This is a genomic window from Sulfitobacter sp. M05 (assembly GCF_029285175.1).
GTDB lineage: Bacteria > Pseudomonadota > Alphaproteobacteria > Rhodobacterales > Rhodobacteraceae > Sulfitobacter.
The window spans coordinates 24,024-47,254 of record NZ_JABEDH010000008.1 but is presented as its reverse complement, the minus strand read 5'-3'; the positions used below and the strand labels follow the sequence as shown (position 1 = coordinate 47,254).

General features: G+C 56.6%; 21 protein-coding genes. 15 read left to right on the top strand and 6 right to left on the bottom strand.

The genetic code is table 11. From position 1 onward, the window contains the following. The first annotated feature begins 7 nt into the window (after positions 1–7). The 6 genes from HKX44_RS18995 to HKX44_RS18970 all read left to right on the top strand — a co-directional run bounded on the left by HKX44_RS18995 (position 8) and on the right by HKX44_RS18970 (position 6,581). Positions 8–529: a MarR family transcriptional regulator gene (locus HKX44_RS18995; protein WP_276152965.1), complete on the top strand. Its 522-nt coding sequence runs from the start codon at positions 8–10 to the stop codon at positions 527–529. Positions 530–626: 97 nt separating this feature from the next. Beyond that, the gene (locus tag HKX44_RS18990) at positions 627–1,646 is read left to right on the top strand and encodes a TRAP transporter substrate-binding protein (RefSeq protein ID WP_276152964.1); all 1,020 of its coding nucleotides are present in this window, start codon (positions 627–629) and stop codon (positions 1,644–1,646) included. Between the two features lie 51 nt (positions 1,647–1,697). After that, complete coding sequence (locus HKX44_RS18985; protein ID WP_276153255.1) at positions 1,698–2,201, top strand: TRAP transporter small permease subunit; 504 nt, start codon at positions 1,698–1,700, stop codon at positions 2,199–2,201. After that, a complete protein-coding gene (locus HKX44_RS18980) occupies positions 2,198–3,511 on the top strand; it encodes a TRAP transporter large permease (protein ID WP_276152962.1) in 1,314 nt (437 codons plus the stop codon). Before HKX44_RS18985 ends, HKX44_RS18980 begins: the two co-directional genes overlap by 4 nt. Positions 3,512–3,663: 152 nt before the next feature. Continuing rightward, positions 3,664–5,709, top strand: a complete 2,046-nt coding sequence (locus HKX44_RS18975; protein WP_276153001.1) for a 4Fe-4S binding protein — start codon at positions 3,664–3,666, stop codon at positions 5,707–5,709. Continuing rightward, complete coding sequence (locus HKX44_RS18970) at positions 5,706–6,581, top strand: FAD:protein FMN transferase (protein WP_276152961.1); 876 nt, start codon at positions 5,706–5,708, stop codon at positions 6,579–6,581. The genes HKX44_RS18975 and HKX44_RS18970 overlap by 4 nt, the downstream gene beginning before the upstream one ends. A 70-nt stretch (positions 6,582–6,651) precedes the next feature. Here HKX44_RS18970 and HKX44_RS18965 read toward each other — a convergent pair whose 3' ends face one another. The 6 genes from HKX44_RS18965 to pedF form a co-directional block, all read right to left on the bottom strand. After that, the gene (locus tag HKX44_RS18965; protein ID WP_276152960.1) at positions 6,652–7,431 is read right to left on the bottom strand and encodes a xanthine dehydrogenase family protein subunit M; all 780 of its coding nucleotides are present in this window, start codon (positions 7,429–7,431) and stop codon (positions 6,652–6,654) included. A 14-nt stretch (positions 7,432–7,445) separates the two neighbouring features. Beyond that, the gene (locus tag HKX44_RS18960; RefSeq protein ID WP_276152959.1) at positions 7,446–9,815 is read right to left on the bottom strand and encodes a xanthine dehydrogenase family protein molybdopterin-binding subunit; all 2,370 of its coding nucleotides are present in this window, start codon (positions 9,813–9,815) and stop codon (positions 7,446–7,448) included. A gap of 22 nt (positions 9,816–9,837) precedes the next feature. Then, a complete protein-coding gene (locus HKX44_RS18955) occupies positions 9,838–10,323 on the bottom strand; it encodes a (2Fe-2S)-binding protein (RefSeq protein WP_276152958.1) in 486 nt (161 codons plus the stop codon). Positions 10,324–10,364: 41 nt separating this feature from the next. Then, complete coding sequence (locus tag HKX44_RS18950) at positions 10,365–10,889, bottom strand: carbon monoxide dehydrogenase subunit G (protein WP_276152957.1); 525 nt, start codon at positions 10,887–10,889, stop codon at positions 10,365–10,367. Between the two features lie 99 nt (positions 10,890–10,988). Next, positions 10,989–11,750, bottom strand: a complete 762-nt coding sequence (locus HKX44_RS18945) for a transporter substrate-binding domain-containing protein (RefSeq protein WP_276153160.1) — start codon at positions 11,748–11,750, stop codon at positions 10,989–10,991. A gap of 158 nt (positions 11,751–11,908) precedes the next feature. Continuing rightward, the gene (gene pedF, locus HKX44_RS18940) at positions 11,909–12,598 is read right to left on the bottom strand and encodes a cytochrome c-550 PedF (RefSeq protein ID WP_276153000.1); all 690 of its coding nucleotides are present in this window, start codon (positions 12,596–12,598) and stop codon (positions 11,909–11,911) included. 162 nt (positions 12,599–12,760) lie between these two features. Here pedF and HKX44_RS18935 point away from each other — a divergent pair, with 162 nt between their 5' ends. The 9 genes from HKX44_RS18935 to HKX44_RS18895 all read left to right on the top strand — a co-directional run bounded on the left by HKX44_RS18935 (position 12,761) and on the right by HKX44_RS18895 (position 23,140). Next, on the top strand, positions 12,761–13,921 hold the full coding sequence (locus tag HKX44_RS18935) for an ABC transporter substrate-binding protein (RefSeq protein WP_276152955.1): 1,161 nt from the start codon (positions 12,761–12,763) through the stop codon (positions 13,919–13,921). Then, complete coding sequence (locus HKX44_RS18930) at positions 13,918–14,889, top strand: YVTN family beta-propeller repeat protein (RefSeq protein ID WP_276152954.1); 972 nt, start codon at positions 13,918–13,920, stop codon at positions 14,887–14,889. The genes HKX44_RS18935 and HKX44_RS18930 overlap by 4 nt, the downstream gene beginning before the upstream one ends. 19 nt (positions 14,890–14,908) lie before the next feature. After that, a complete protein-coding gene (locus tag HKX44_RS18925) occupies positions 14,909–15,355 on the top strand; it encodes a hypothetical protein (protein ID WP_276152953.1) in 447 nt (148 codons plus the stop codon). Beyond that, on the top strand, positions 15,352–16,068 hold the full coding sequence (locus HKX44_RS18920) for an ABC transporter ATP-binding protein (RefSeq protein ID WP_276152952.1): 717 nt from the start codon (positions 15,352–15,354) through the stop codon (positions 16,066–16,068). Before HKX44_RS18925 ends, HKX44_RS18920 begins: the two co-directional genes overlap by 4 nt. Further along, positions 16,065–16,856 carry an ABC transporter permease gene (locus HKX44_RS18915; protein WP_276152951.1) on the top strand — a complete coding sequence of 264 codons (792 nt, stop codon included), beginning with the start codon at positions 16,065–16,067 and terminating at the stop codon, positions 16,854–16,856. The genes HKX44_RS18920 and HKX44_RS18915 overlap by 4 nt, the downstream gene beginning before the upstream one ends. 252 nt (positions 16,857–17,108) lie before the next feature. After that, on the top strand, positions 17,109–18,884 hold the full coding sequence (locus tag HKX44_RS18910) for a PQQ-dependent methanol/ethanol family dehydrogenase (RefSeq protein WP_276152950.1): 1,776 nt from the start codon (positions 17,109–17,111) through the stop codon (positions 18,882–18,884). Between the two features lie 164 nt (positions 18,885–19,048). Beyond that, positions 19,049–19,714 carry a response regulator transcription factor gene (locus tag HKX44_RS18905; protein WP_276152949.1) on the top strand — a complete coding sequence of 222 codons (666 nt, stop codon included), beginning with the start codon at positions 19,049–19,051 and terminating at the stop codon, positions 19,712–19,714. Between the two features lie 35 nt (positions 19,715–19,749). Next, positions 19,750–20,928 (top strand): FIST N-terminal domain-containing protein, encoded by a 1,179-nt coding sequence (locus HKX44_RS18900; protein ID WP_276152948.1) that lies wholly within the window; start codon positions 19,750–19,752, stop codon positions 20,926–20,928. A 4-nt stretch (positions 20,929–20,932) separates the two neighbouring features. After that, entirely contained in the window at positions 20,933–23,140 is a 2,208-nt protein-coding gene (locus tag HKX44_RS18895; RefSeq protein ID WP_276152947.1) for a PAS-domain containing protein, read from the top strand. Positions 23,141–23,231 lie beyond the last annotated feature (91 nt).

The window sequence follows — 23,231 nt, the reverse complement described above, 5'->3', positions numbered from 1 at the left end:
GCACCTGTTGCCGGGGCTATTCAGAAGGGTAATCGCCGTGTCACGACAAGTTTCGGAAACCGAAAACGATCACGGCGCGGCAGATGAATTTGTCCCGGACTACCTGTTGTATTTGCTTGCTGCCGCGAGCGAATCGGCCAGTGCGCAATTTCATGCTCAGGTCCGAAAAGCGGGCCTTCGGGTGCCGGAATGGCGCGTATTGGCGTGTCTTTCTGACCGCGATGGAACCATGATAACACAGTTGGCCCGCGTCGCTCTGGCCGAACAATCGCGGCTGACTCGCATCATTATCCAAATGGAGGATCGCGATCTTGTTATCCGGCGCAGCGATCCAAAAGATGGCCGCCGGGTGCGTGTTTTTCTAACCGAAAAAGGCCGCGAAGTTGTGTCAGTGTTGGTGCCGATGGCGCGCCAGCATGAAGCATCTTTGTTGGAGCTTTTGAGAACCAATGAAGGGGCCACCCTGAAGCCGGCGCTGAAATCACTTCTCGCTGCACTGGAGGAAAACGGGAAAAAAGAGTTTCCATAACGTTCCAAATGTGAATATATGAAAATGCATATACATTGAGGTTGGACCGATTATTTTCGGAACCAATCCTGCTGCACATAAAACGGGAGGAAGCTAAATGACTAAATTCACTAATTTTCTGGCCACCACAGCCGTAGCCTTTTGTACTGCCACGGGCGCGTTTGCGGCCGACACCCTAACGATTTCCACCTGGCTGCCGCCAACCCATCCGGTCAACACCGGGATGTTCACCCAGCTGTCTGAAATGATGTCAGAGGCCACCAACGGCCAGATCATCACCGAATTGAAAAACGGTCTTGCACCGCCTCCGGCCCAGATGGATCTGGTTTTAGATGGGGCCGCTGATATTGCGATCCTGTTCCACGGATACACGCCCGGTCGTTTTGTCGGGACCAAGTTGGTCGAAGTTCCGGGGTATGAAGGCAACGCTGAAGCGGCTTCGGTCGCCCACTGGCGTGTGCATGACGCGATGCTGGCACAGCTGGATGAACACCGCGGCGTAAAGGTGATTGCGCTTACCACCCATGGGCCGGGACAGATCCACTCGAACAAGGAAGTTGCGACACTGGATGACCTCAGCGGTTTGAAAACCCGTCTGGGCGGGGGTGTCTCTGCGGATGTGGGGGCCGAGCTGGGCTTGGTCGGGATTCAGGTTCCTGCACCGAAAGTATACGAGACGCTTGATTCAGGTGCCGCTGATGCTGTGGCGATGAATATGGGCGAACGGATCAGTTTTAAACTGAACGAAGTGGCCAAGAACGTCTACGAGATGCCCGGCGGTTTTTACCGTGGGTCTTTCTCCGTCATTCTCAGCCAAGAGACATTCGACAGCCTGCCAATGGATGTGCAAAAGGCACTTGATGAAAAGGTGTTCGGCGAGCCGGCCAGCCGTATGATGGGTGCGGTATGGGATCAAAGCGATGTCACCGCGCGAAGCGCAACTGAAGCGGCCAGCGACAACAAGATTGTGACCGCCAGCGCCGAAGATCAGGAACGGTTCGCCGAGATGGCCGCCCGTGTCCGCGAAAAGGTCATTGCGGAACTCACTGATTCCGGCATCGACGGTCAGGCCGCATACGAGATGATGCGCGCAGAGATGGCTAAGGCCAGCGAATAATAACGAAACCTTGGCAGACCACCGGTTGTGGTCTGCCAGTCCGGAGTTGTCATGCGCCGTCTTGCCCAATTGTTCCAAAAACTATCCGTCATACCGATGATGATGGCATCCCTTGCCTTGTTTGCCCTCATGGTGCTGACATTTGCAGATGTCGTCATGCGGTCTGTGTTCAACGCACCGATTGAAGCGGCGACGGAATTGATCCGCATAGGGATTGCGCTGATTGTATTTTCGGCCTTGCCCATTCTGTCATGGCGTTCTCAGCATATCGCAGTGGACCTTCTGGATGGCCCGTTTGCCCGGCTAAACCTACAGCGATGGCGTGACGGTCTGGTCGCACTTGCCTGTGGGGTTATGCTGTGGGCTCCTGCGAGCCGCGTTGTCGATCTGGCCTTTCGCGCGCGCAGCTATGGCGACCAGACGGAATATCTTGAGATTCCGACGTTTTATATTGCGATGTTCATCGCCGCGATGACTTTCCTGACCGCTGTTGTTCTTATCTTGCGAGGGCTGCTCCACCTGCTTGCGCCCCATCTTCTGGAGACCGCCGAATGATTGCTTCTGCTGTCGGATTTACCGCCGTTTTTTTGCTTGTCCTGTTTCGCATCCCGATTGCTTTTGCCATGGGCTTGGTCGGTATGGTCGGGTTGGTCTATGAGACCAGTTACCGTGCATCGATCTCCATGGTGTCGCGGCTGATCATTGATACCAGCCAAGACTATGGCCTGTCCGTGATCCCCTTGTTTATCCTGATGGGATTGTTCGTGAACAAAGGCGGCATCAGCCGCGAACTCTATCAGGTGTCCAACGCGTTTCTCGGCCATTTCCGTGGCGGGCTGGCCATGGCCACGATCGTAGCTTGTGGTGGGTTTGCGGCGATCTGCGGGTCATCACTGGCCACTGCGGCCACTATGTCCAAAGTGGCGATGCCTGAAATGCGCAAATTCGGCTATGCCGATTCACTTTCTACCGCGTCGATTGCGGCGGGGGGCACATTGGGCATCTTGATCCCGCCATCGGTGATCCTTGTGATCTATGGGCTGCTCACGGAAACCTCTATCGGGGCGTTGTTTATCGCCGGTATCATTCCGGGGTTTTTGGGTATTCTGTTCTATCTGGCCGCGGTGCGTTTCTCTGTTGCCCTAAACCCCGATGCGGGGCCTGCCGGCCCACGTGCGACTTGGCGCGAACGGATCGGGGCGTTGAACAATGTGTGGTCGGTGCTGGCGCTTTTTGCATTGGTTATTGGCGGTCTTTATGGCGCACTTGATTTCTGGCCCATCCACCTTGCCTTTTCGCCAACCGAAGCGGCGGGCATGGGGGCAATGGGGGCGTTTATAATTGCCCTTGCCCGTGGCGGCCTAAGCTGGCGGGACCTGCGCGAGGTGCTTGAAGAGACGACCTTGACCAGCGCCTCATTGTTTGCAGTGCTGATCGGTGCCTGGATTTTTTCGAACTTCGTGAACCTTGCCGGCTTGCCGGAGGGATTGTTGGCGCTGGTTACATCGCTGGATCTGGGACCGTGGGTGGTGATGGCTCTTATTCTTCTGATCTACATCCTGTTGGGGTGCATCTTCGAAAGCATGTCGATGCTTCTGTTAACAGTTCCGATCTTTTTCCCATTGGTAACAAGCCTGGGATTTGACCCGGTTTGGTTCGGGATCATTGTTGTTGTGGTTACAGAAATCAGTCTGATCACCCCCCCTGTCGGATTGAACGTCTTTGTCCTGAAAGGTGTGGTTGGGGATGTGTCGACAGGTACAATCTTTCGCGGGGTAACACCGTTTTGGGTGGTCGACATCCTGCGCCTGTTGTTGCTTCTGGCCTTTCCTGCTCTGGTGTTGTTCCTGCCCGATCAAATGTAGGGGCACCCGGCGCCAAGCCGAACCTTATACGTCCCACAGGTTGGTCATCTCAGACCTTGGTCGAATATTGCCGGGGCACTGTGGCGACTACGGTTTTGCCTATGGATGACAACACGCCCTTCCGCGCGAGTCTACTTGGGCTCCTGTTCTGGATGCTCACGGTCTGCGCTATCGTAGCAGAGCCCTTGCCGCGTGAGGCCCTTGAGCCCTACATCGCACCGCCCATGTCACTGGGCGAGGCGCTGAACGATCAAGGTGTCTGGGAATTATTAAATTCTGGCGGTGCCCAAGCCGGCTATGTGTTTGAGACAGAACCGATGGCACCCCTGCCCGGGTTTTCAGGAGCGGCAATCAACATGTTGGTTGTGCTTGATCTGGATGGCCGGTTCCTTGACGTACAACTGATTTCCCACAATGAACCAATCTTTGTTTCCGGCCTGCCGGAAAAGCTGTTTTACGACTTCTTCAAACAATATCGTGGCCACTCCATTTCCGAAACTCTGGTCGTGGGGTCACCTTATGGTGGCGGTAGCGAAGGCTCGGCGCTGGTTTATCTGGACGGGGTGACCAAAGGGACAGCATCGGTACGCATCGCCCATGAAAGCATCCTTGCCGCGACATTAAAGGTGGTGCGTGAAAAGATGAACGGCATCTCTACCGGTCCTCCGGCATTCCCGAATCCAGATCACGTGGAAACGTTAACATGGGAACAGCTGGTCGCCCAAGGCATCGTCACCCGCAAACAGGTGTCGAACCGCGAGATCGAAGCGGCATTTGCCGGCACCCTTTGGGAGGGTGACGATCCGCAAGCAATCGAGGACCCCGAGGGCCGGTTTCTGGATTTGTGGATTGTCGATCTTGGCCCGCCATCCATCGCTGCCGCGGTTCTGAGCAAATCCGGTTTTGACGAGTTGCAGGACTTTATGTCGATTGCTACCACAGACGAGCCGATACTGGTCATTGATACGGCACGGCACGGCTTGGTGACGGAAGATTTTGTGCGCAATACCTCGCCCGATTTGATCCGCGCACAACAGGGCGGGTATCCGATTGCCCTGCGCGATTCTGATGTTTTTGTCGACCTGAACGCAGCGCTTCCCGACGCGCTGCACGACGGGACAGCTTTGATCCTGCGCACTGATCGGCGGTTGGGTTTTGATCCGACCGCGGAATGGAGCTTGCATATCAAAGCTCTGCGCGCGCATGGATCCTTTCAGCCTGAAATCGGGTCTGTTGACCTGACTACGACCCATGCCGCTCCTGAACGGTTCTTTACCCGGATAGAACCGATAAAGCCCGCGCCGCCTTGGGTTGATGCCCTGCGCAACCGGCAAGGTGACCTGATTGTCCTAGGTGTATTTTTGGCCGGGTTACTTGCCCTGCTTGGCCTGCGCCTGAACCGCCTCGCAGGGCACCGGCATTTCACCGCCATTCGGTTATCGATCCTGATGTTTGTTATCGGCTTTATCGGCTGGTGGGGACAAGGCCAGCTTTCCATTGCCACGCCGCTGGCAGTGGCACGCACGGCGCTTGAGGGTGGGTCATACGGGTTCTTGCTCTATGATCCGTTTTCACTGGTGGTCTGGGGTGTGACCATTCTGGGTTTCGCCCTCTGGGGGAGGGGATTGTTCTGTGGCTGGCTTTGCCCGTTTGGGGCCTTGCAAGAGTTTGCCCATCACATTGGGCGCCTGCTGCGCCTGCCCCAGATTGAACCATCGGCGGAATGGGATGACCGGTTGAAGTGGCTCAAGTACGTTGTGCTCGCGGTATTGGTTGCGCTGCTGCTCACCGCCCCTGCCCGTCTGGACAAGGCCATCGAAGTTGAACCTTTCAAGACTGCTATCACCACGTTCTTTATCCGTGAATGGTACTATGTCGCTTATGCGGTCGGACTACTTTTGTTGTCGATGGTGCTGTTCAAAGGGTTCTGTCGCTATGTCTGTCCTTTAGGTGCCGTGATGGCAATTGGCGGTCTTTTGCGCGGGCGCAAGTGGATTGATCGGCGGGAAGCCTGCGGCTCACCTTGCCAACTATGCAAGGTGAAATGCGCCTATGGGGCCATCAAGCCAACCGGAGAAATCCAGTATTCCGAATGTTTCCAATGTCTGGATTGCGTGACGATCCACGATGATGCGGCGCAATGTGTGCCGCTAATCCTTGCCGCAAAGGGACGCAAATTGAAAATGGCCGCAGAATGACCCTATCCCGCCGCAGATTTCTAACCGTCTCGGCTGCTTTTGCCGCGATGCCCCTAGGCGCGCAGGCCCATTCATGGCAGGGGTTTGCCTTTGGCGCGCAGGTGAATTTGACCGTGAAAGGCCCAAGGTCGCAGGCGCAGTCGGTGCTGGCCGAGGCCCGCAGGTTGATCGGAAAACTGGAGCGGTTGTTCAGTCTTTATGATCCTGCATCGGCCCTGTCGATGTTGAATCGCAACGGGGCACTTGCAGCACCGGATGCCTCTTTCATGGCGCTGATGCAGGCCGCTGATTATGCACATCGGGTATCGGACAGGTTGTTCGATCCCACGGTGCAAGCGCTTTGGGCGGCACTGTCACAGGGGGTAACTCCTGATGCGGCACGTGCCAGGGTGGGCTGGGACAGGGTGCAAATATCAGAGAACCGGATCGCCCTTGGACCGTCTCAGGCAGTGACCCTGAACGGCATCGCACAAGGATTTGCCACGGACCGCATCGCAGATATGCTGTTGGCGCGTGGGTTCGGTGATATGCTGGTGAACATTGGCGAATATCGCGGTACAGGCGGACCGTTCACACTGGCCCTGTCGGATCCAGCGCATGGCATCATGGGACACCGCACCCTATCGGATGGTGCAATCGCAACCTCCAGCCCCACCGCTACAATGCTGGGAGTGCAGGGCCATATCCTGCATCCGACAGCCCGCCCGCAATGGTCGAGCGTGTCAGTCGAGGCCGCGCAGGCCACGATCGCAGACAGCTTGTCTACGGCGATGGTGCTGGCCCCGCGTGATCAAATTCAAATCATGAAAGAACGCTCAGGCATTGCCCGCGTGACCCTTGTGGATTTCGATGGCAACCTAAGCACGGTCTAACCTGCCTTAGGGCTCGTTTCACGCAAAAGGCCCCACCATGCCGGCGGGGCCTTTATACTTTGATCCAAGCTCAGGACGCAGCAGAAACCGCGCGGGCCGTCATCACTTTGACCAGGTGGGCCCGATATTCCGGGGATCCGTGAAGATCGGAAATCATATCATCGGAAGAGACGGTTAACCCCTCCAGTGCCGCAGCGGAGAAGTCGGCGGCCAGGGCATCTTCGGCGGCATTCCAACGATGCACCCCTTCGTTAGAGGCACCGGTCACGGCCACCCGCACGCCGTCACTGGTCTTGGCGACAAACACCCCAACCAGCGCAAAGCGCGACGCGGGCTGTACAAACTTTTGATAATTTGCCTTTTCAGGGATTGGAAATTTGACGGCGGTGACGATTTCGCCTTCTTCTAGGGCGGTGTCGAACATCCCGAGAAAATAATCATCCGCCGCAATTTCACGGGTATTCGTGACAATGGTCGCGCCGGAAGCCAGCGCCGCCGCTGGGTAACATGCTGCCGGATCATTGTTGGCGATGGAACCGCCGATCGTGCCTCGATTGCGGACCGCCGGGTCCCCGATATTGGCAGCCAGTTGTGACAATGCAGGATAGCTGCCGTTGGTCGCGACATCCGCATGGACAGTGGTACCGCCGATGGTTAATATGCCGCCGTCCAAGGAAATGCCTTGCATTTCGGACACGCCCGCAAGCGAGACCAGTTTGTCAGGGCTGGCCAGCCGCGCCTTGAGGGTCGGGATCAGGGTCTGCCCACCGCTTAGTGGCATCGTCTCTCCGCCCAATGCGTTGACCGCCTCTGCGATTGTTGCGGGGCGCTCTATGTCAAATGTATACATGTTGCTTGTTCCTGTTACGCGTTCTGCATTGCTGACCACACACGGTGCGGGGTCACGGGCATGTCGATATGGGTGACGTTCTTGCCGCCTGATTGCATGGCGTCGATCACTGCATTCACAACTGTCGGAGGTGATCCGATGGCCCCCGCCTCGCCGCAGCCTTTCACCCCAAGGGGGTTATGCGTGCAGGCATTTCCTTGCGAGTGATCGACCGTGTAAAACGGCACATCATCCGCACGTGGCATCGCATAGTCCATGTATGACGCGCTGAGTAGCTGGCCGTTCTCGTCATAGGTTGTGTTCTCAAGCAAGGCTTGACCGATGCCCTGCCCCAGACCGCCATGCACCTGTCCGGTCACGATCATCGGATTGATAACATTACCGAAATCATCCACGGCGGTCATGCTTTCAACGGTAACCTTGCCGGTTTCCGGGTCCAGTTCAACCTCGCAACAATAGGCCCCTGAGGGATAGGTGAAATTGGCCGGGTCGTAAAATGCAGTTTCCTCAAGACCCGGTTCGATGTCCTCAAGCGGGAATTCGTGCGGGATGTAAGCCTTTAGGGCGACGTCGCCGAAGGAAACCGATTTATCAGTTCCCGCGACAGAGAACTGCCCGTCGTTGAACTCGATGTCCCCGTCCGAGACTTCCAGCATATGGGCTGCGATCTTTTTGGCCTTGTTGATCACCTTTTCTGTTGCACGCACCACCGCCGAGCCACAAACCGCAAGTGACCGGGATCCATAGGTGCCCATGCCGAACGGGATTTTCGAGGTATCACCATGCACAATGTCGATTGCAGCGGCATCAATGCCCAGCATTTCGGCAACCACTTGCGGAAAAGCCGTTTCGTGCCCCTGCCCGTGGCTGTGCGCGCCAACCATAACCGACAGATTGCCGGTGGCATTTACCCGCACGGTTGCAGCATCATAAAGACCAACACGCGAGCCCAAAACCCCAACAAGGTTCGAGGGCGCGATGCCGCAGGCCTCAATATAGGCGTTTACACCGAACCCGCGCAGCAGGCCTTTGGCCTCTGACGCTTTGCGCCGTTCCGCAAAACCCGCCACATCGGCGACTTTTTCCATCTGGTCCATCAGCGCGTCATAGTTGCCGCTGTCGTATTCCAGACCTGCCGCAGACGCGAAGGGATACTGATCCGCTTTGATAAAGTTCTGGCGCCGCAGCTCTATCGGATCACGGCCAATTTCACGCGCCGCCTTGTCGATAACGCGTTCCAGAGAATAGGTGGCTTCGGGCCGCCCGGCACCGCGGTAGGCGTCGACGGGTGCCGTGTTTGTAAATACCGCTTTCACGTTCACATACACATTCGGCACGGTATAGTTGCCGGCCATCAATGTGCCATGCAGGAAGGTTGGCGTCGCCGTGGCAAAATTCGACAGATAGGCGCCGACGTTGGCCAATGTCTCTGTGCGGAACGCAAGGAAGTTGCCATCTTCATCCAAGGCCAGCTCGATCTTGGTCACGTGGTCGCGGCCATGGGCATCTGTCAGAAAGGCCTCACTACGATCCGCGGTCCACGTCACCGGGCGACCCAGCTTTTTGGCCGCTGCCAGAACAAGCGCCTCTTCGCCGTAGTGATAGATTTTCGACCCAAACCCGCCGCCCACATCAGGGGCAATAACCGTTAGCTTGTTTTCAGGAATGCCCAGCACAAAAGCGCTGATCAACAGGCGCGTCAGATGCGGGTTCTGCGAGGTGGTGTGCAGCACGTATTCGTCGTTTGCCGCCCTGTATTCCGCCCGTGAACTGCGTGGCTCCATTGCGTTGGGTACAAGACGGTTGTTCACCAGTTCCAGCGTCGTTACGTGATGTGCGCCCTTGATGGCGGCGTCTGTCGCTTCGCGGTTGTCTTCAATCCAACCCCAGTCAAAACACTGGTTCGTGCCGATTTCATCATGCACAAAGTTGGACCCGGCCAGCGCATCCTTCATGTTTACGATGGCCTCCAGTTCCTCAATGTCGGCCTCGATGGCTTCGGCCGCATTTTTGGCCTGCTCGACGGTTTCGGCAATCACTGCGGCATAGGCGTCGCCTACATGACGCACTTTGCCATGGGCCAGAACGGGCCGCTTGGGTTCGTGCATCGGCGTGCCGTCGCGCGAGTTGATCAGCCAGCCGGCGGGGTTGCCTCCGACCTCGACAAAGTCCTCTCCGGTGAAAATCGCCAATACGCCCGGCATGGCTGCGGCGGCTGTTGTGTCGATGCTTTTGATTATACCATTGGCGACCGTCGAACGGGCAAACACCGCTGCCGTTTCGCCGTAAGCCTTGATATCGTCTGTGTACTGGCCGGCACCTGTCAAAAACCGGACATCTTCGCGGCGCACGGTTGCGGCACCAATTCCATCATCCTTGGGCATGTCTGTCCTCCCTTTATGTTCGTTATTCAGCAGCGATGGCAGAGACATCCTGTCCGGACGCGGCCATGATCGCTTTGACGATGTTGTGATATCCGGTGCAGCGACAGATATTGCCCTCAAGGTGTTCGCGCACTTCGTCAACTGTCGGTTTGGGGTTGTCTTTCAACAAGGCAGCGGTGGTCATCACCATCCCGGGAGTACAGAAACCACATTGCAAACCGTGGTGATCCTGAAACGCCTGTTGGATCACGTTCAGTGACCCGTCCGCATTCGCCTGCCCCTCGATTGTCGAGACCTGCGCGCCTTCGGCTTCGGCGGCGAACATTGTGCAGGACTTAACCGGACGGCCATTCACATGCACCACACAGGCCCCGCATTGCGAGGTGTCACATCCCACATGGGTCCCCGTCAATCGTTGATCATCGCGCAGAAACGCCGACAACAGGGTGTTGCCCTCTATCTCGCCCGCAACGGATTTGCCATTGATGGTCATTGTCACTTTCGTCATCGTAATCCTCCCTTGGATCGTCCTTTTTTGGCGCAAGGTTCTCAGCTGACCAGCTTTTTGAACCAGCCCTTTTTCTTGGGTGTCTCTTCATTGCCCTGTTCGACGGCGTTGTCGTCATCCGCATCCGGTGCCCCGACAGCATCTGAAAAATTTTCGAAAAACTGATCGGCCATTTTTTTGGCAAATCCGTCGATGATACGGCTGCCCAGCTGTGCCAGCTTGCCGCCCACCTTGGCCTCGACGTCGTAGTGTAAAATCGTGGTTTCGCCTTGCGGCTCAAGACGGACATCTGCCCCGCCCTTTGCAAAACCTGCGGCACCGCCTTTGCCCTCGCCCGAGATCGTCAGGCTGCTCGGGGGCTGCATGTCGGTGAGTTGTACAGCGCCTTTAAAGGTTGCTTTGACGGGGCCAACTTTCTGCACGACGGTTGCTTCGAAGCCCTCGTCGGGGGACCCACTCATCTCGGTACAGCCCGGCACACAGGCGCGCAGAACTTCCGGATCGAGCAATCCAGCCCAAACCGTCGCAGCATCGGCGTTGATCTCGCGGCTATCGCTTAATTTCACTGAATTTCCTCCCTAGCTTCAGTCGAGCCTAAGCAGGGGAGGGCAGCTGTTCCATTGGACTTAATGTGTAAGACCAAAGTCTCGGGTCAGCAGTTTGGATTAGCGTTCCGGTGCTTGAAAACTCAGGCCATAGTTTTGATATATCTCTGCAATCCGGCCATCCTGGAGGGCATAGTTCACCGCGTCATCCACCGCATAGGATAACGGGCGGTAGCGAAAATTAACGGCAACCCCCAGTGTCCAGCGGCTGACGGCAAAGCCCGCCAATGGGGGTTGATGCACATCCGTGCGCTCGCCTAGCCCGTGTTCAAGTTGCGCCAGTGGCCCCATCGCGGCCATCGTGTTGCCGGCGTTAAGGGCGGCCATTGCCTGTGCCATGTCAGGATAACGGTGAATCTTACTCGCCAGTTGTCCGCCCGCGAAAGATGACAGGTAAAAATCCGAAATCGAATCGTTTTCGACCGCGACCGTATCGAAACGGAAATAGGCCGGAACCGGCTTCTCTTCCGGATAACTGGCCCTATCAAATGCAATGGCAATCGATTCCGCGCTATATTGACCGGTAAACACCACCTGTTCAACACGGCACTTAAAGGCGCTGTTGTAGGGCACCCGCATCATCACATTGGACACGCGCCCGCCGATGATTGCACCTTTCCAAATGTTATTGCGCAGATCTGCTTCTAGGTTTTCGCCCGCGGCAACAAAGTTAAACCGGGCCTCAACCCCAAGGTCCGCCGCGATCAGGCGGGCAATATCGACATCAACGCCACGCGGTTTGCCGGCCTCCTGCCATGAATAAGGCGGGTGGTTTTCATATACCGCAAACAGCATATGGCCCTGTTCCTGAAGGGTATCCATATCTTGCCCAACGATATCCCGCCCGACATTCTGGGGCTTGGGTTGGGGGATGTGATCCGCGCAGGGATCGCTGGCTTGGGCCCCGGTTGCGATCAACAGGCCCAAGGTAAACAGTACGTTGCGTGCGAAGGGATACAGGGTCTTGATCCTTGCGTGTCCTAATGTGTGGCTGACAAACCGATGGTCAGGGTTTCGGCAGCAGATTGATAGGCCGCAGGCGTGCCGTCAATCAGGTTCGCGGCGCGAAAGGCAACTGAATCCGCCACTGGTGCCCCTGAAAGAGTTTCAATATTGCTGGCAATTTCGCTCAGTCGGGCTTTTAGGGCATCCGCATCCGCGCCACTTGCATCACTTGCATAAGACGCCAATTGATCGCGCAGCGCCTTTAGCTCGTCCGAAACTTCTTCCATGGCGTCTGTGTCGGGACGGGTTTCGATATAGGTGCGGATTGCCCATGCCGCATCCTGACCCAACAACTCACCAAATGCTGGCATTTTGGTGATGCCGTTTTGGGTGTACCCTGTGCGAAACCGCTCGACGAACCATTCGTCACCGTATTCTTCGGCCTCAATATAACGCAAATCAGGGGCCAGACCGCCCGATACCACCTCAAGCCCGTGACAACGTGCGCAGTTCTGGTTGTAGCCAGAGGCACCGATTTCAAGAGCTTTGAGCCAGACGTCCTGCCCCGCTGTTTCGGCGCGGTATGGGTTCTCGATTAACCACTCTTCGCCAGTCTCCGGCAGCCCCGCTGTATCAACCGCTTGGGGCGCGACATCCCCATGCGCGAACACTGCTGCCGCTGATACAAAAAGAATACTGGCGGCCAAAACGGCCTTTGTTGACATCTGTTCCATGGTCTCTCTCCCTAGAGGATACGGTTTTCCCTTTGTAGATCGGCCTGCGTTGGTGTTGGTATTGGACTTTGGTTGTGGTCCCCACGGGTCCGACGAAAGTCCTATTCGAGGCAAATAGTTACCCTGCTAGCGTTGTGATCTGGGAGGGCAAAGATGTTCAGGTTTTTTGGAATTTTGATGGCGGTGCTATGCGGACTGCCCGCTTGGGCAGAGACCGCCATGAACATCGGATACCTTCACGTCGACGTGCCGCGCGCGCCAACATTGTCCAATCTTGACCCAATTCCGGCTGACAATGGTCTGGCTGGTGCGCAAACGGGTTTGCAGGACAATCAGACGACGGGCAAGTTTCTGGGCCAGACCTATACGCTGGAGCCTGTGGTGATCCCCGTCGGCGATGATCCCTTGGCCGCCGCCCGCCAGTTGCTGGCATCCTCGCCCTTTCTGGTTTTGAACGCGCCCGCCGAGGTCGCGCTTGCCATTGCAGACATGCCCGCGGCCCAAGGGGCGCTGTTGTTCAACGCTTCTGCCGGTGACATTTCGCTGCGCGACGAGGACTGCCGCAGCAACCTGTTTCACAGCCTGCCGTCGGATGGGATGCGCGCCGACGCGCTGGCGCAGGTTTTGGTGCAGAAACGCTGGACTGATCTGGTGATGATTTCAGGCACCCATGCGATTGATTTGGCCTATGCCACTGCCATGCGTCGGGCACTTACTAAATTCGGTTTGGCTCTTTCCGGGGAGAAGACATGGGATGCAGATGCAGACATGCGGCGAACGGCATCACAAGAAATTCCGCTATTTACTCAGGGTTTCGGTGATTATGACGCGCTGATCGTGATTGACGAGCTGCACGATTTCGGGCGCTATGTTCTTTATAACACGTGGCAAGCCCGCCCTGTTATCGGCTCTGAGGGGCTTTCGGCACTGACCTGGGCACCGGTGATCGAACAATGGGGGGCGGCGCAGTTGCAGAGCCGCTTTGAGGAACAGCATGGCCGCAAGATGAAATCCGTGGACTACGCCGCTTGGGCAGCCGTGCGCACCTTGGGCGAGGCCGTAACACGGACAAATGCAAGTGATCCGGCCACCCTGCGCGCCTATATCTTATCAGACGCATTCGAGCTGGCAGGTTTCAAAGGGCGGGCGCTGACCTATCGCGACTGGAACGGGCAATTGCGTCAGCCGATTGCCATCGCCCACCCGCGGGCGCTGGTAGCACAGGCCCCGCTTGAGGGGTTCCTGCACCAGACGAACGAACTCGACAGTTTGGGACTGGACCGTCCTGAAAGCAGATGTGAGGCCTATCAATGATATATCTTTCCAAGATCGCAGGCGCAGCCATAATGTTGGCCGTCACCTGTTCCATGGCCAACTCTGGTGAAATCTGGGTCACCAATGAAAAAGACGACACCGTTTCTGTGATCGACACGGACAGCCTTGAGGTGATCCAGACCTATGAAACGGGCGAACGACCACGCGGCATCACGTTTTCCAACGATTTCAGCCGGGTCTATATCTGCGCATCAGACAGTGATGCCGTGCAGGTCATGGACCCGAACACAGGCCGGATATTGCACGACTTGCCTTCGGGTGAAGACCCTGAGCAGTTTGTGCTGCATCCCGACGATACCCATCTTTATATCGCCAACGAGGACGACGCGATTACCACCGTTGTGAACACGCAAACCCGCAAGGTTGTCGCGCAGATTGACGTTGGCGTTGAACCAGAAGGCATGGCGGTATCGCCGGATGGCAAGATTGCGATTACCACCTCAGAAACGACTAATATGGCCCATTGGATCGACACCGCGACACAAGAACTGTTTGCCAACACCCTGGTTGACAGCCGCCCGCGCCACGCGGAATTCGCCAAAGACGGCAGCGAAATGTGGGTCAGCTCCGAGATCGGCGGCACGTTGACTGTTTTTGACACAGCCACCCAAAGCGAAAAGGCCAAGATGAGCTTTGAGGTGCAAGGGGTGCATCCCGATCGCGTGCAACCGGTAGGTTTTGAGTTCACCAGCGGGGATACCCATGCTTTTGTCGCCTTGGGGCCGGCCAACCACATCGCGGTTGTGAATGCCGATACCTATGCGGTTGAAGACTACATTCTTGTCGGGCGGCGTGTGTGGCACATGGCATTTAACGCGGACAAGACAAAACTGTTCACAACCAATGGTGTCTCGGGGGATGTCACCGTGATTGATGTCGCTTCCCGAAAGGCCCTCAAATCCATCAAAGTTGGCCGTTTCCCCTGGGGGGCGGCATTCCGTCCCTAAACAATCTAGCGAGGCTTTTATGTCCCTTTCCATGAACTTCTTTCGCAGCGCGGTCGTAACCGCCGCCCTGTGCCTGTGTGGTGCTGTCAGTGCCGAAGGGTTTGGTGCAGCGGGTGTTCTGTCCGGCAAGAACAAAGAAGACCTGCCGCCGATCACACTGTCTGCCGGGGAGCCGATATCGGAGACCCCTTGGACGTTGAAATCCGGCACCTATTACGAGTTCGAAATCATCGGTGATGGGTCTCAGGAGCTGGCCCTTGTCGGGCCGGAGTTCTTTCACGCCATCTGGATTGATGAGATCGTGGTTGAAGGCTTGGAAATCCGCCCGCTTGGTCTGGACTCGGTCGAGTTTGACGAAGCTGGCGAGATGGAAATCGGTTTCCTCGCGATCAAGCCGGGGCGGTACTATATGAAGGTTCCCGGTTCCACGGGCGAGACACAGCGCATCGAGATCACCATCGAATGAACGGGCTCAAGGTCTCGGAGTTAAGTTTTTCCTACGGCACAAAGCCGGCCCTTGAGAACGTGAGCCTCGAAGTGCCGGCAGGCCGATTTTGCGCCCTTCTTGGGCCGAATGGCGCGGGAAAATCAACGCTGTTTGCCCTGCTTACCCGATTGTTAAGCTCGCCCGGTGGCCGCATTCAGATTGCCGGTCACGACTTAACGAAAACCCCCGGTGCCGCCCTGTCGAAACTGGGTATTGTGTTTCAACAGCCCACGTTGGACCTTGATCTAAGCGTGCGTCAAAACCTGAGTTACTTTGCGGCCTTGCACGGCATTGCAGGGCGCGATGCGACCCGCCGCATCGACGCGGCGCTGGACAAACTAGCGATGCTGGAGCGGGCAACGGAAAAGGCGCGTAATCTAAATGGAGGGCACCGGCGGCGGGCGGAAATCGCGCGGGCGCTGATCCATGATCCGGCTGTATTGCTATTGGATGAACCGACGGTTGGTTTAGATGCTGCGGCGCGGGCGTCCATCACCGGCCATGTGCATCAGCTAAGCAAAGAGGGGACAACGGTGCTTTGGGCCACCCATCTGACGGACGAGGTTGGGCGCGATGATCAGCTGGTGATCCTGCACCAGGCGCGGGTTCTGGCACAAGGGCGCTGTGAAGAAGTTTGCGGCGACGCACCCTTGGCCGACAGATTCCTTACGCTGACGGCACAGCCGAGATGAACCGCTATGCCACCTCCCTGCTTGCGATCGTCAAGCGCGAGGCGCTGCGGTTTATCCACCAGCGCGAGCGCTTTATTGCTGCGCTTGTGCGCCCTTTGGTCTGGTTGCTGGTCTTCGCCGCCGGTTTTCGTGCCGCGCTCGGCCTCAGCATCATCCCACCCTACCAAACCTACATCACCTACGAGACCTATATCGTTCCGGGCTTGTGTGGAATGATCCTGCTGTTCAACGGCATGCAGTCCTCGCTCAGTCTGGTTTATGACCGCGAAATGGGCTCAATGAAACTGCTCCTGACCAGCCCGCTGCCACGCTGGTGGCTGCTGTTCAGCAAGCTGGTCGGATCAACGGCGATATCGGTTTTGCAGGTCTATGCATTCCTTGCCATTGCTGCGGTTTTCGGCGTCAGTATGCCGGTGCCCGGATATCTGGCCGTCCTGCCCGCCTTGATCGTCGGGGGCATCATGCTGGGGGCATTGGGTTTATTGTTATCAAGCTTTATCAGCCAGTTAGAGAATTTCGCAGGTGTGATGAATTTCGTCATCTTCCCGATGTTTTTTCTGTCATCCGCACTGTATCCACTGTGGAAAATGGCAGAGAGTTCACAGCTGCTTTATACAATATGCGCGCTGAATCCGTTTACCCACGCGGTCGAATTGATCCGCTTTGCGCTGTATCTGGATTTTAACGGGTCGGCGTTGATCTGGACCGTGCTGGCGGCAACCGTTTTCACGTGCGCCGCGCTTTGGGGATACAAACCATCCCGCACGAGCGAGGGCCGAAAGCCCTAGGCCCCCAAAGCCTGACGACCGCTTTTCACCTCTTGATGCCGCTGTGGATCCTGGCTTGTCGCGGTTGCCTTCGGCGTGGTTTTTCAGGGGCCTTTGGGGCGGTCACCGCATATTTCGCGGGCTTACGACCATTGTTCAATACCGCGAAACGCGGTTTGCACGAATACTCTAACCCGGGACCAATGCGCCTATGCAAAGTGCGCGGCCTGCAAAGATGCGCCCACCAACAGGGCATAGGGAGGAGATTATCACATGAATAGGTTTATCATCGCCGCCACCATTGGCATCATGGCGAGTACGGCATTTTCAGGGGCACAGGCCGCCGGTGTCACAGAAGAGATGCTAGCCAATGACGCGGCCTCGACCGGTGACGTTTTGACCAACGGAATGGGGCGCCACCTGCAACGTCATTCACCCCTCGATATTTTGAACAAGGACAACGTCAAGAACCTGCAACCGGCATGGGCATTCAGCCTTGGCGGGGAAAAACAGCGCGGTCAGGAGACCCAGCCAATTGTGCATGACGGTGTGATGTACATCACCGGTTCCTACAGCCGGATGTATGCCATCGACATCATGACCGGCAAGGAAATCTGGCAATATGATGCCCGTCTGCCTGAAGGCATCCTGCCGTGTTGCGACGTCGTGAACCGCGGTGCCGCGATCTATGGCGACAATATCTATTTCGGCACGCTGGATGCCCGCATTGTGGCGCTGAACCAGAAAACCGGTGATGTGGTCTGGAACAAGAAGATCGCCGATTACAAAGCCGGCTACAGCTATACTGCCGCCCCGCTGATTGTCGACGGGTTGATCATCACTGGCAATTCCGGCGGTGAATTCGGTGTTGTCGGCGAGGTACAGGCCCGGGATGCCGAAACAGGTGATATGGTCTGGACCCGCCCGGTAATTGAAGGGCACATGGGCACGCTGAACGGTGAAGAAAGCACGATGACCGGCACGTTGAATGCGACATGGCCGGGTGACATGTGGAAAACCGGCGGCGGTGCAACTTGGCTCGGTGGATCTTATGATGCAGACACTGATACGCTGGTGTTTGGTACCGGCAATCCGGCCCCGTGGAACAGTCACCTACGCAATGCCGGCACGCCGACAGAAGGTAACGCCGGTGACAACTTATACGCCGCGTCACGCCTCGGCATCGACCCAAAGACTGGCGAAATCAAGTGGCACTACCAGACAACCCCGCGCGAAGGTTGGGATTACGACGGTGTAAACGAGGTGGTTGCCTATACCGATCGCAGTGGCAACAAACGTTTTGCCACGGCTGACCGCAACGGCTTCTTTTACGTACTGAACCGCGAGGACGGTAAATTCGTCTCTGCCGTGCCCTTTGTGAAAGATATCACATGGGCCAGCGGTATCGATGACACGGGCCGCCCGATCTATGTCGAGGAAAACCGCCCCGGCAATCCAGCGGATGCGGCGGACGGTAAAAAGGGCTCGGTTGTGTTTTCCTCACCGGGCTTCCTTGGTGGCAAAAACTGGATGCCGATGGCGCATTCACCCAAGACTGGCTTGTTCTATGTACCTTCCAATGAATGGGGCATGGACATCTGGAACGAGCCTATTTCCTACAAAAAGGGCGCGGCCTACCTTGGGTCCGGCTTTACCATCAAGCCGAACTATGACGATCATATCGGCAGCCTCAAGGCGATTGACCCTGACACGGGGGAGCTGAAATGGGAGTTCAAGAACAACGCTCCACTTTGGGGTGGTGTGATGACAACTGCTGGTGGTCTGGTGTTCACGGGCACGCCAGAAGGTGATTTTATCGCCTTTGATGATGAAACCGGTGAAAAGCTGTGGTCCTTCCAGACCGGTTCCGGTGTGATCGGCCAGCCGGTTACATGGGAACAGGACGGCGAACAGTATCTGACCGTGATTTCAGGCTGGGGCGGTGCTGTGCCGCTTTGGGGTGGTGAAGTGGCCAAAAAGGTCAATTACCTGAACCAAGGTGGCCTGCTGTGGACTTTCCGCCTGCCCAAACAGCTCGCCTCGAACTGATCCTACCCATACCTTCCTGAATGCGCGCCCCTGCAAGGGGGGCGCATTTTATCTTTGTGGGCCCAGAGCGTCCCGCCTTAGTACTATTGGACAGGTGCGTAGGTGCGACAAATCGCCTAATGTGGAATAATGAAACCACAAGAACCAGTACAACCGGGGGCGCGATGAATAAGACTGCACAGGGTTGGGCGTTGGTTGTGGATGACCATCCCCTATTTTGCGACGCACTTGAACTGACGCTGAAGTCGGTTGCGAATTTCACTGCTGTAAGAACGGCGGACAGCCTTGAGAATGCCCTTGGCCTGCTGGAACGCAATGACGCCCCATCGCTGGTCATTCTTGATTTGAACCTGCCGGATGTGCATGGTCTGGATGGGCTGATCCGCCTGAAACGGCAAACCGAAAAGACACCGGTGATTATCGTTTCCTCGATGACCGACAACGCGATAATCAGCGGTGCCATTGTCGCCGGCGCGGCTGGGTTTGTGCCCAAGCACAGCCCGCGCGCAGTCTTTAAGGAAGCCATCGAACATATTGCGCGAAATGAGGTCTACAAACCTGCGGGCTTCGTCGAAAGCAGCCCCGCCAATGATCGTGACGACACCGTAAACAGGTTGTCATCCTTGACCAATCAGCAGGCCCGTATTCTGGAACTGATCTGCGAAGGCAAGCTGAACAAGCAAATCGCCTTTGACCTCACAATCGCGGAAACCACCGTCAAAGCCCATGTAACTGCCATCATGCGAAAGCTTGGCGTGCAAAGCAGGACACAGGCCGTATTGGTGGCCCAGAACGCCCGTTTTGCAAGTGTCTTGCCAACTTCGATGTGACTGGAATATCCTTCCCAACGGGGAGAACATCAAACATGACACAGAGGGTTGCGGCAGGGCCAAGTGCCGATGCCACGGATATTGCCACGGCTCCGATTGTGCTGACCAGTCAGGTTTCATGGTCCGACACATCCCCGATCAGGAAAATCAAACAGGACTTTGGCAAGGTGCCACTCAGTTTTGTTTCTCTGTTCGTCTCTCCCAAAGCCGACTTTGAAAGTATCGTGAACGAGGCGCAGCGGCTTTTTCCTGAAACAAATGTCGCCGCCTGCACAACCGCTGGCGAGATCAGCGCACTGGGCTATGACGAGGGCAAGATCATCGCCGTCGGGTTTCCGTCGGCAGGGTTTGCAACAACCTCTTTGCTGATCGAGGATATTCACGCCCTGAACCCCCTGCCCCTGATTGACCGCATCACGCTGGAACGGGTGCGGCTTCAGGAAGGTCACCCCGATCTGACATCCAATTTTGCCTTTCTTGTTGTGGACGGCCTGTCCCTTTCTGAAGACGCGCTCACGGCTACTATTTCACCCGCCTTGCGCGAGATGCCAATGTTCGGGGGCTCTGCTGGCGATGGCACCGACTTTAGCCGCGCACTGGTGTCATTAAACGGCAAAGTGGCGGTTTCTGCGGCGGTCCTGACGCTGGTACGCAGCCGGTACCGAACTCAGGTTTTCAGCCTCGATCATCTTGTCCCCTCAGAGCGCCAGATGGTGGTCACCGAAGCGGACCCGGAAAGACGCATTGTGAAATCCATCAATGCCGAACCGGCGGCACGTGAATATGCCCGCATCGTTGGCAAGGACCCTGAACAGCTGGACCGGTTCACCTTTGCATCTCATCCGGTTGTGGTGCGGATTGGGGCCGCCCATCACGTGCGGGCCATCCAACAGGTGAATGAAGCCGGCGAACTTGTGTTCTTTTCCGCAATTGACGAAGGCATGGTTCTGACCGTGGCCGCGCCGCAGAACATGGTGGATCATCTGCACAACAAAATGACGGACCTCTCCAGTCAGGACAAACCTGCCCATATTTTAGGCTGTGACTGTATTTTGCGCCGAATTGAGGCGGAGCAACGCCAGATGACACGTGATCTGTCCCACATAATGGCCTCTTATAACGTGACCGGATTTTCGACATACGGCGAGCAAATAGGCCCGCTTCATGTCAACCACACGATGAGCGGTGTCGCCATCTACGCAAGCGAAGACTAGACTTTTGTCCCTGATAAACCCTGCCGATACGATCGAACGCCAGAACCAAAAACTGTTGCAGATTGCACAGTCGCTGATGCGCAGGGTTGAACAGAAAAACGAACAATCTGGTTTCGCTTATCACCAGTTCGAACGCGCTGCCTTGCTGGAAACCGAGGTACGCGAGCGGACTCACGATCTTGAACGCGCGCTTGACCTTTTGCAGGAATCCAACACCCGTCTGGAAATCGCAAATGACGAAACCGAAAGAGCCCGCTCTAATCTGACAGAAGCGATTGAAACCATCAACGAGGGGTTCGCCCTGTTCGAGGCAAAGGACGGGTTGGTGCTGTCCAACAGCCGGTTCTGCCGCGACCTGAGCGACCTAGATGGTGCCTTAGTCAACGGATTGAGCTTCGAAGAATATGTCGAACTGGTTTCGCAAAGCGCCTTTCTGGCCCTGCCCGACGGCCAGCTACCTGCCGATTGGGTGGCCCAAAGGTTGGAACGCCACCGTGACGATCACGTCGTGTTTAACGTCCGGCTGAAATGGGACCGCTGGTTACAAGTCAGCGAACATCGCACGTCACGCGGCGGCACGGTTATCTTGCAAACCGACGTGACCACCATCATTCGCCGTGAACGGCAGGAACGCGACAAAATCCGCGATAAACAGGCCGAAATCCTGCAAGCAACGCTGGACCATCTCAATCAGGGCGTTTGTATTTTTGACAAAAACCACACGCTGATCGGGTGGAACTCCGGGATGAACGGATTGTTCGAAGCCACGCCGGACGCCGCTGTTTTGGGGATGGAGTTTTCGGTTCTGCTGGAGCGAATCGAAGACGAGTTGACCTTTGAAGGGCCGTTCGACCCGGAAAACCTGCGCGAATGGGCCAATCGCAAGGGCGGGCGCAAGCCGGTCTTGTTCGAAGTGCGCAAAGGGTCTGAACATACTTTTAGTGTCTTTGCACAAGAGATGCCCGACAAAGGGTTGGTAATCAGCTTTACCGACGTCACCTCGGAACGTGCGGCGGCGCGAACGCTGTTTGAAATGAACGAATTGCTGGAGCGGCGGGTCAAGGACCGGACCCGCGAGTTAGGCCTTGCCCTGGCCGAAGCAGAGCGCGCGAATAAATCAAAGACACGGTTCGTCGCCGCGGCCAGCCATGATTTGTTGCAGCCCCTGTCAGCGGCCAAGCTCTTTGTTTCTTCCCTTTCCGACCAGACCGATCCCATAGATGCGCAAGAGATCATCACCAAGGCAGAGATGGCGTTGAACAGTGTGGAGCAGTTCATTTCCGCCCTTCTCGACATTTCCAGACTGGACGCCGGCAAGGCGGTGTTTGACGTACGACCCCTGCGATTGTCGGGTATTTTCAGCCCCTTGCGCAATGAACTGATGCCCGTGGCTGAACAAAAAGGCATTGATCTGACGATCCTTGATTGCAACCTTACAGTCAAAAGCGATCCGGGGTATCTGCGCCGGATCATTCAAAACCTGCTGGCCAACGCAATTCGCTACACGGATCAAGGCCGGGTTTTGGTGGGTGTACGCCGTTCCGGCACCATGGCCCGTATCGAGGTTTGGGATACCGGACGCGGCATTGCGCACGCCGACCAACAAAAGATTTTCAAAGAGTTCGAGCGGATTTCACCAGACAATTCAGATGCGGGGCTGGGCCTGGGCCTGTCGATTGTCGAGCAAGCCTGCAAGGGGCTGGATCATGCATTGAGTATCTGGTCAGAACCCGGTCTTGGCAGCTGCTTTTCGCTCAATGTACCCATCCACGTAGAAGAATTGCCGGTCTGCGCGCCCAAAGTGTCCAGCGGCATTTCCGGGACAGTGCCCGCAACCGGTCAGCTGCTGCTTTTGGTCGAGGACAATCCCCAACTGGCCCATGCCATGACCGCGATGATCGAAAACCTTGGCGGGACGGTGATCCATGCGCATACCGCCGAGGAGGCCTTGGGAATACTCTCGGAAATCCAGCTGGTGCCGGATGCTTTGCTCATTGATTACCAACTGGGCACCGGGCGCAACGGCATCGAATTGCTTGAGGAACTCACCAACCGCTACGGCCCTCTTCCCGCGGCCATCGTATCGGCTGAACGCACCAAATTCCTACGCGAACGGTGCAAGACACTTGGTGTGCAACTGGTGGCCAAGCCGGTGGAAAAGGCACGCCTGACCGAGCTGTTCATTGATATGTTCGACACCGCGCCACGCTAGAACCTTCGCACGATAGCGCCCGGCCCTAAACATGTATCACCAGCACTTTCCGACACCTCGGGTTCTTGGGACATTGCGGATCCAAGATGCC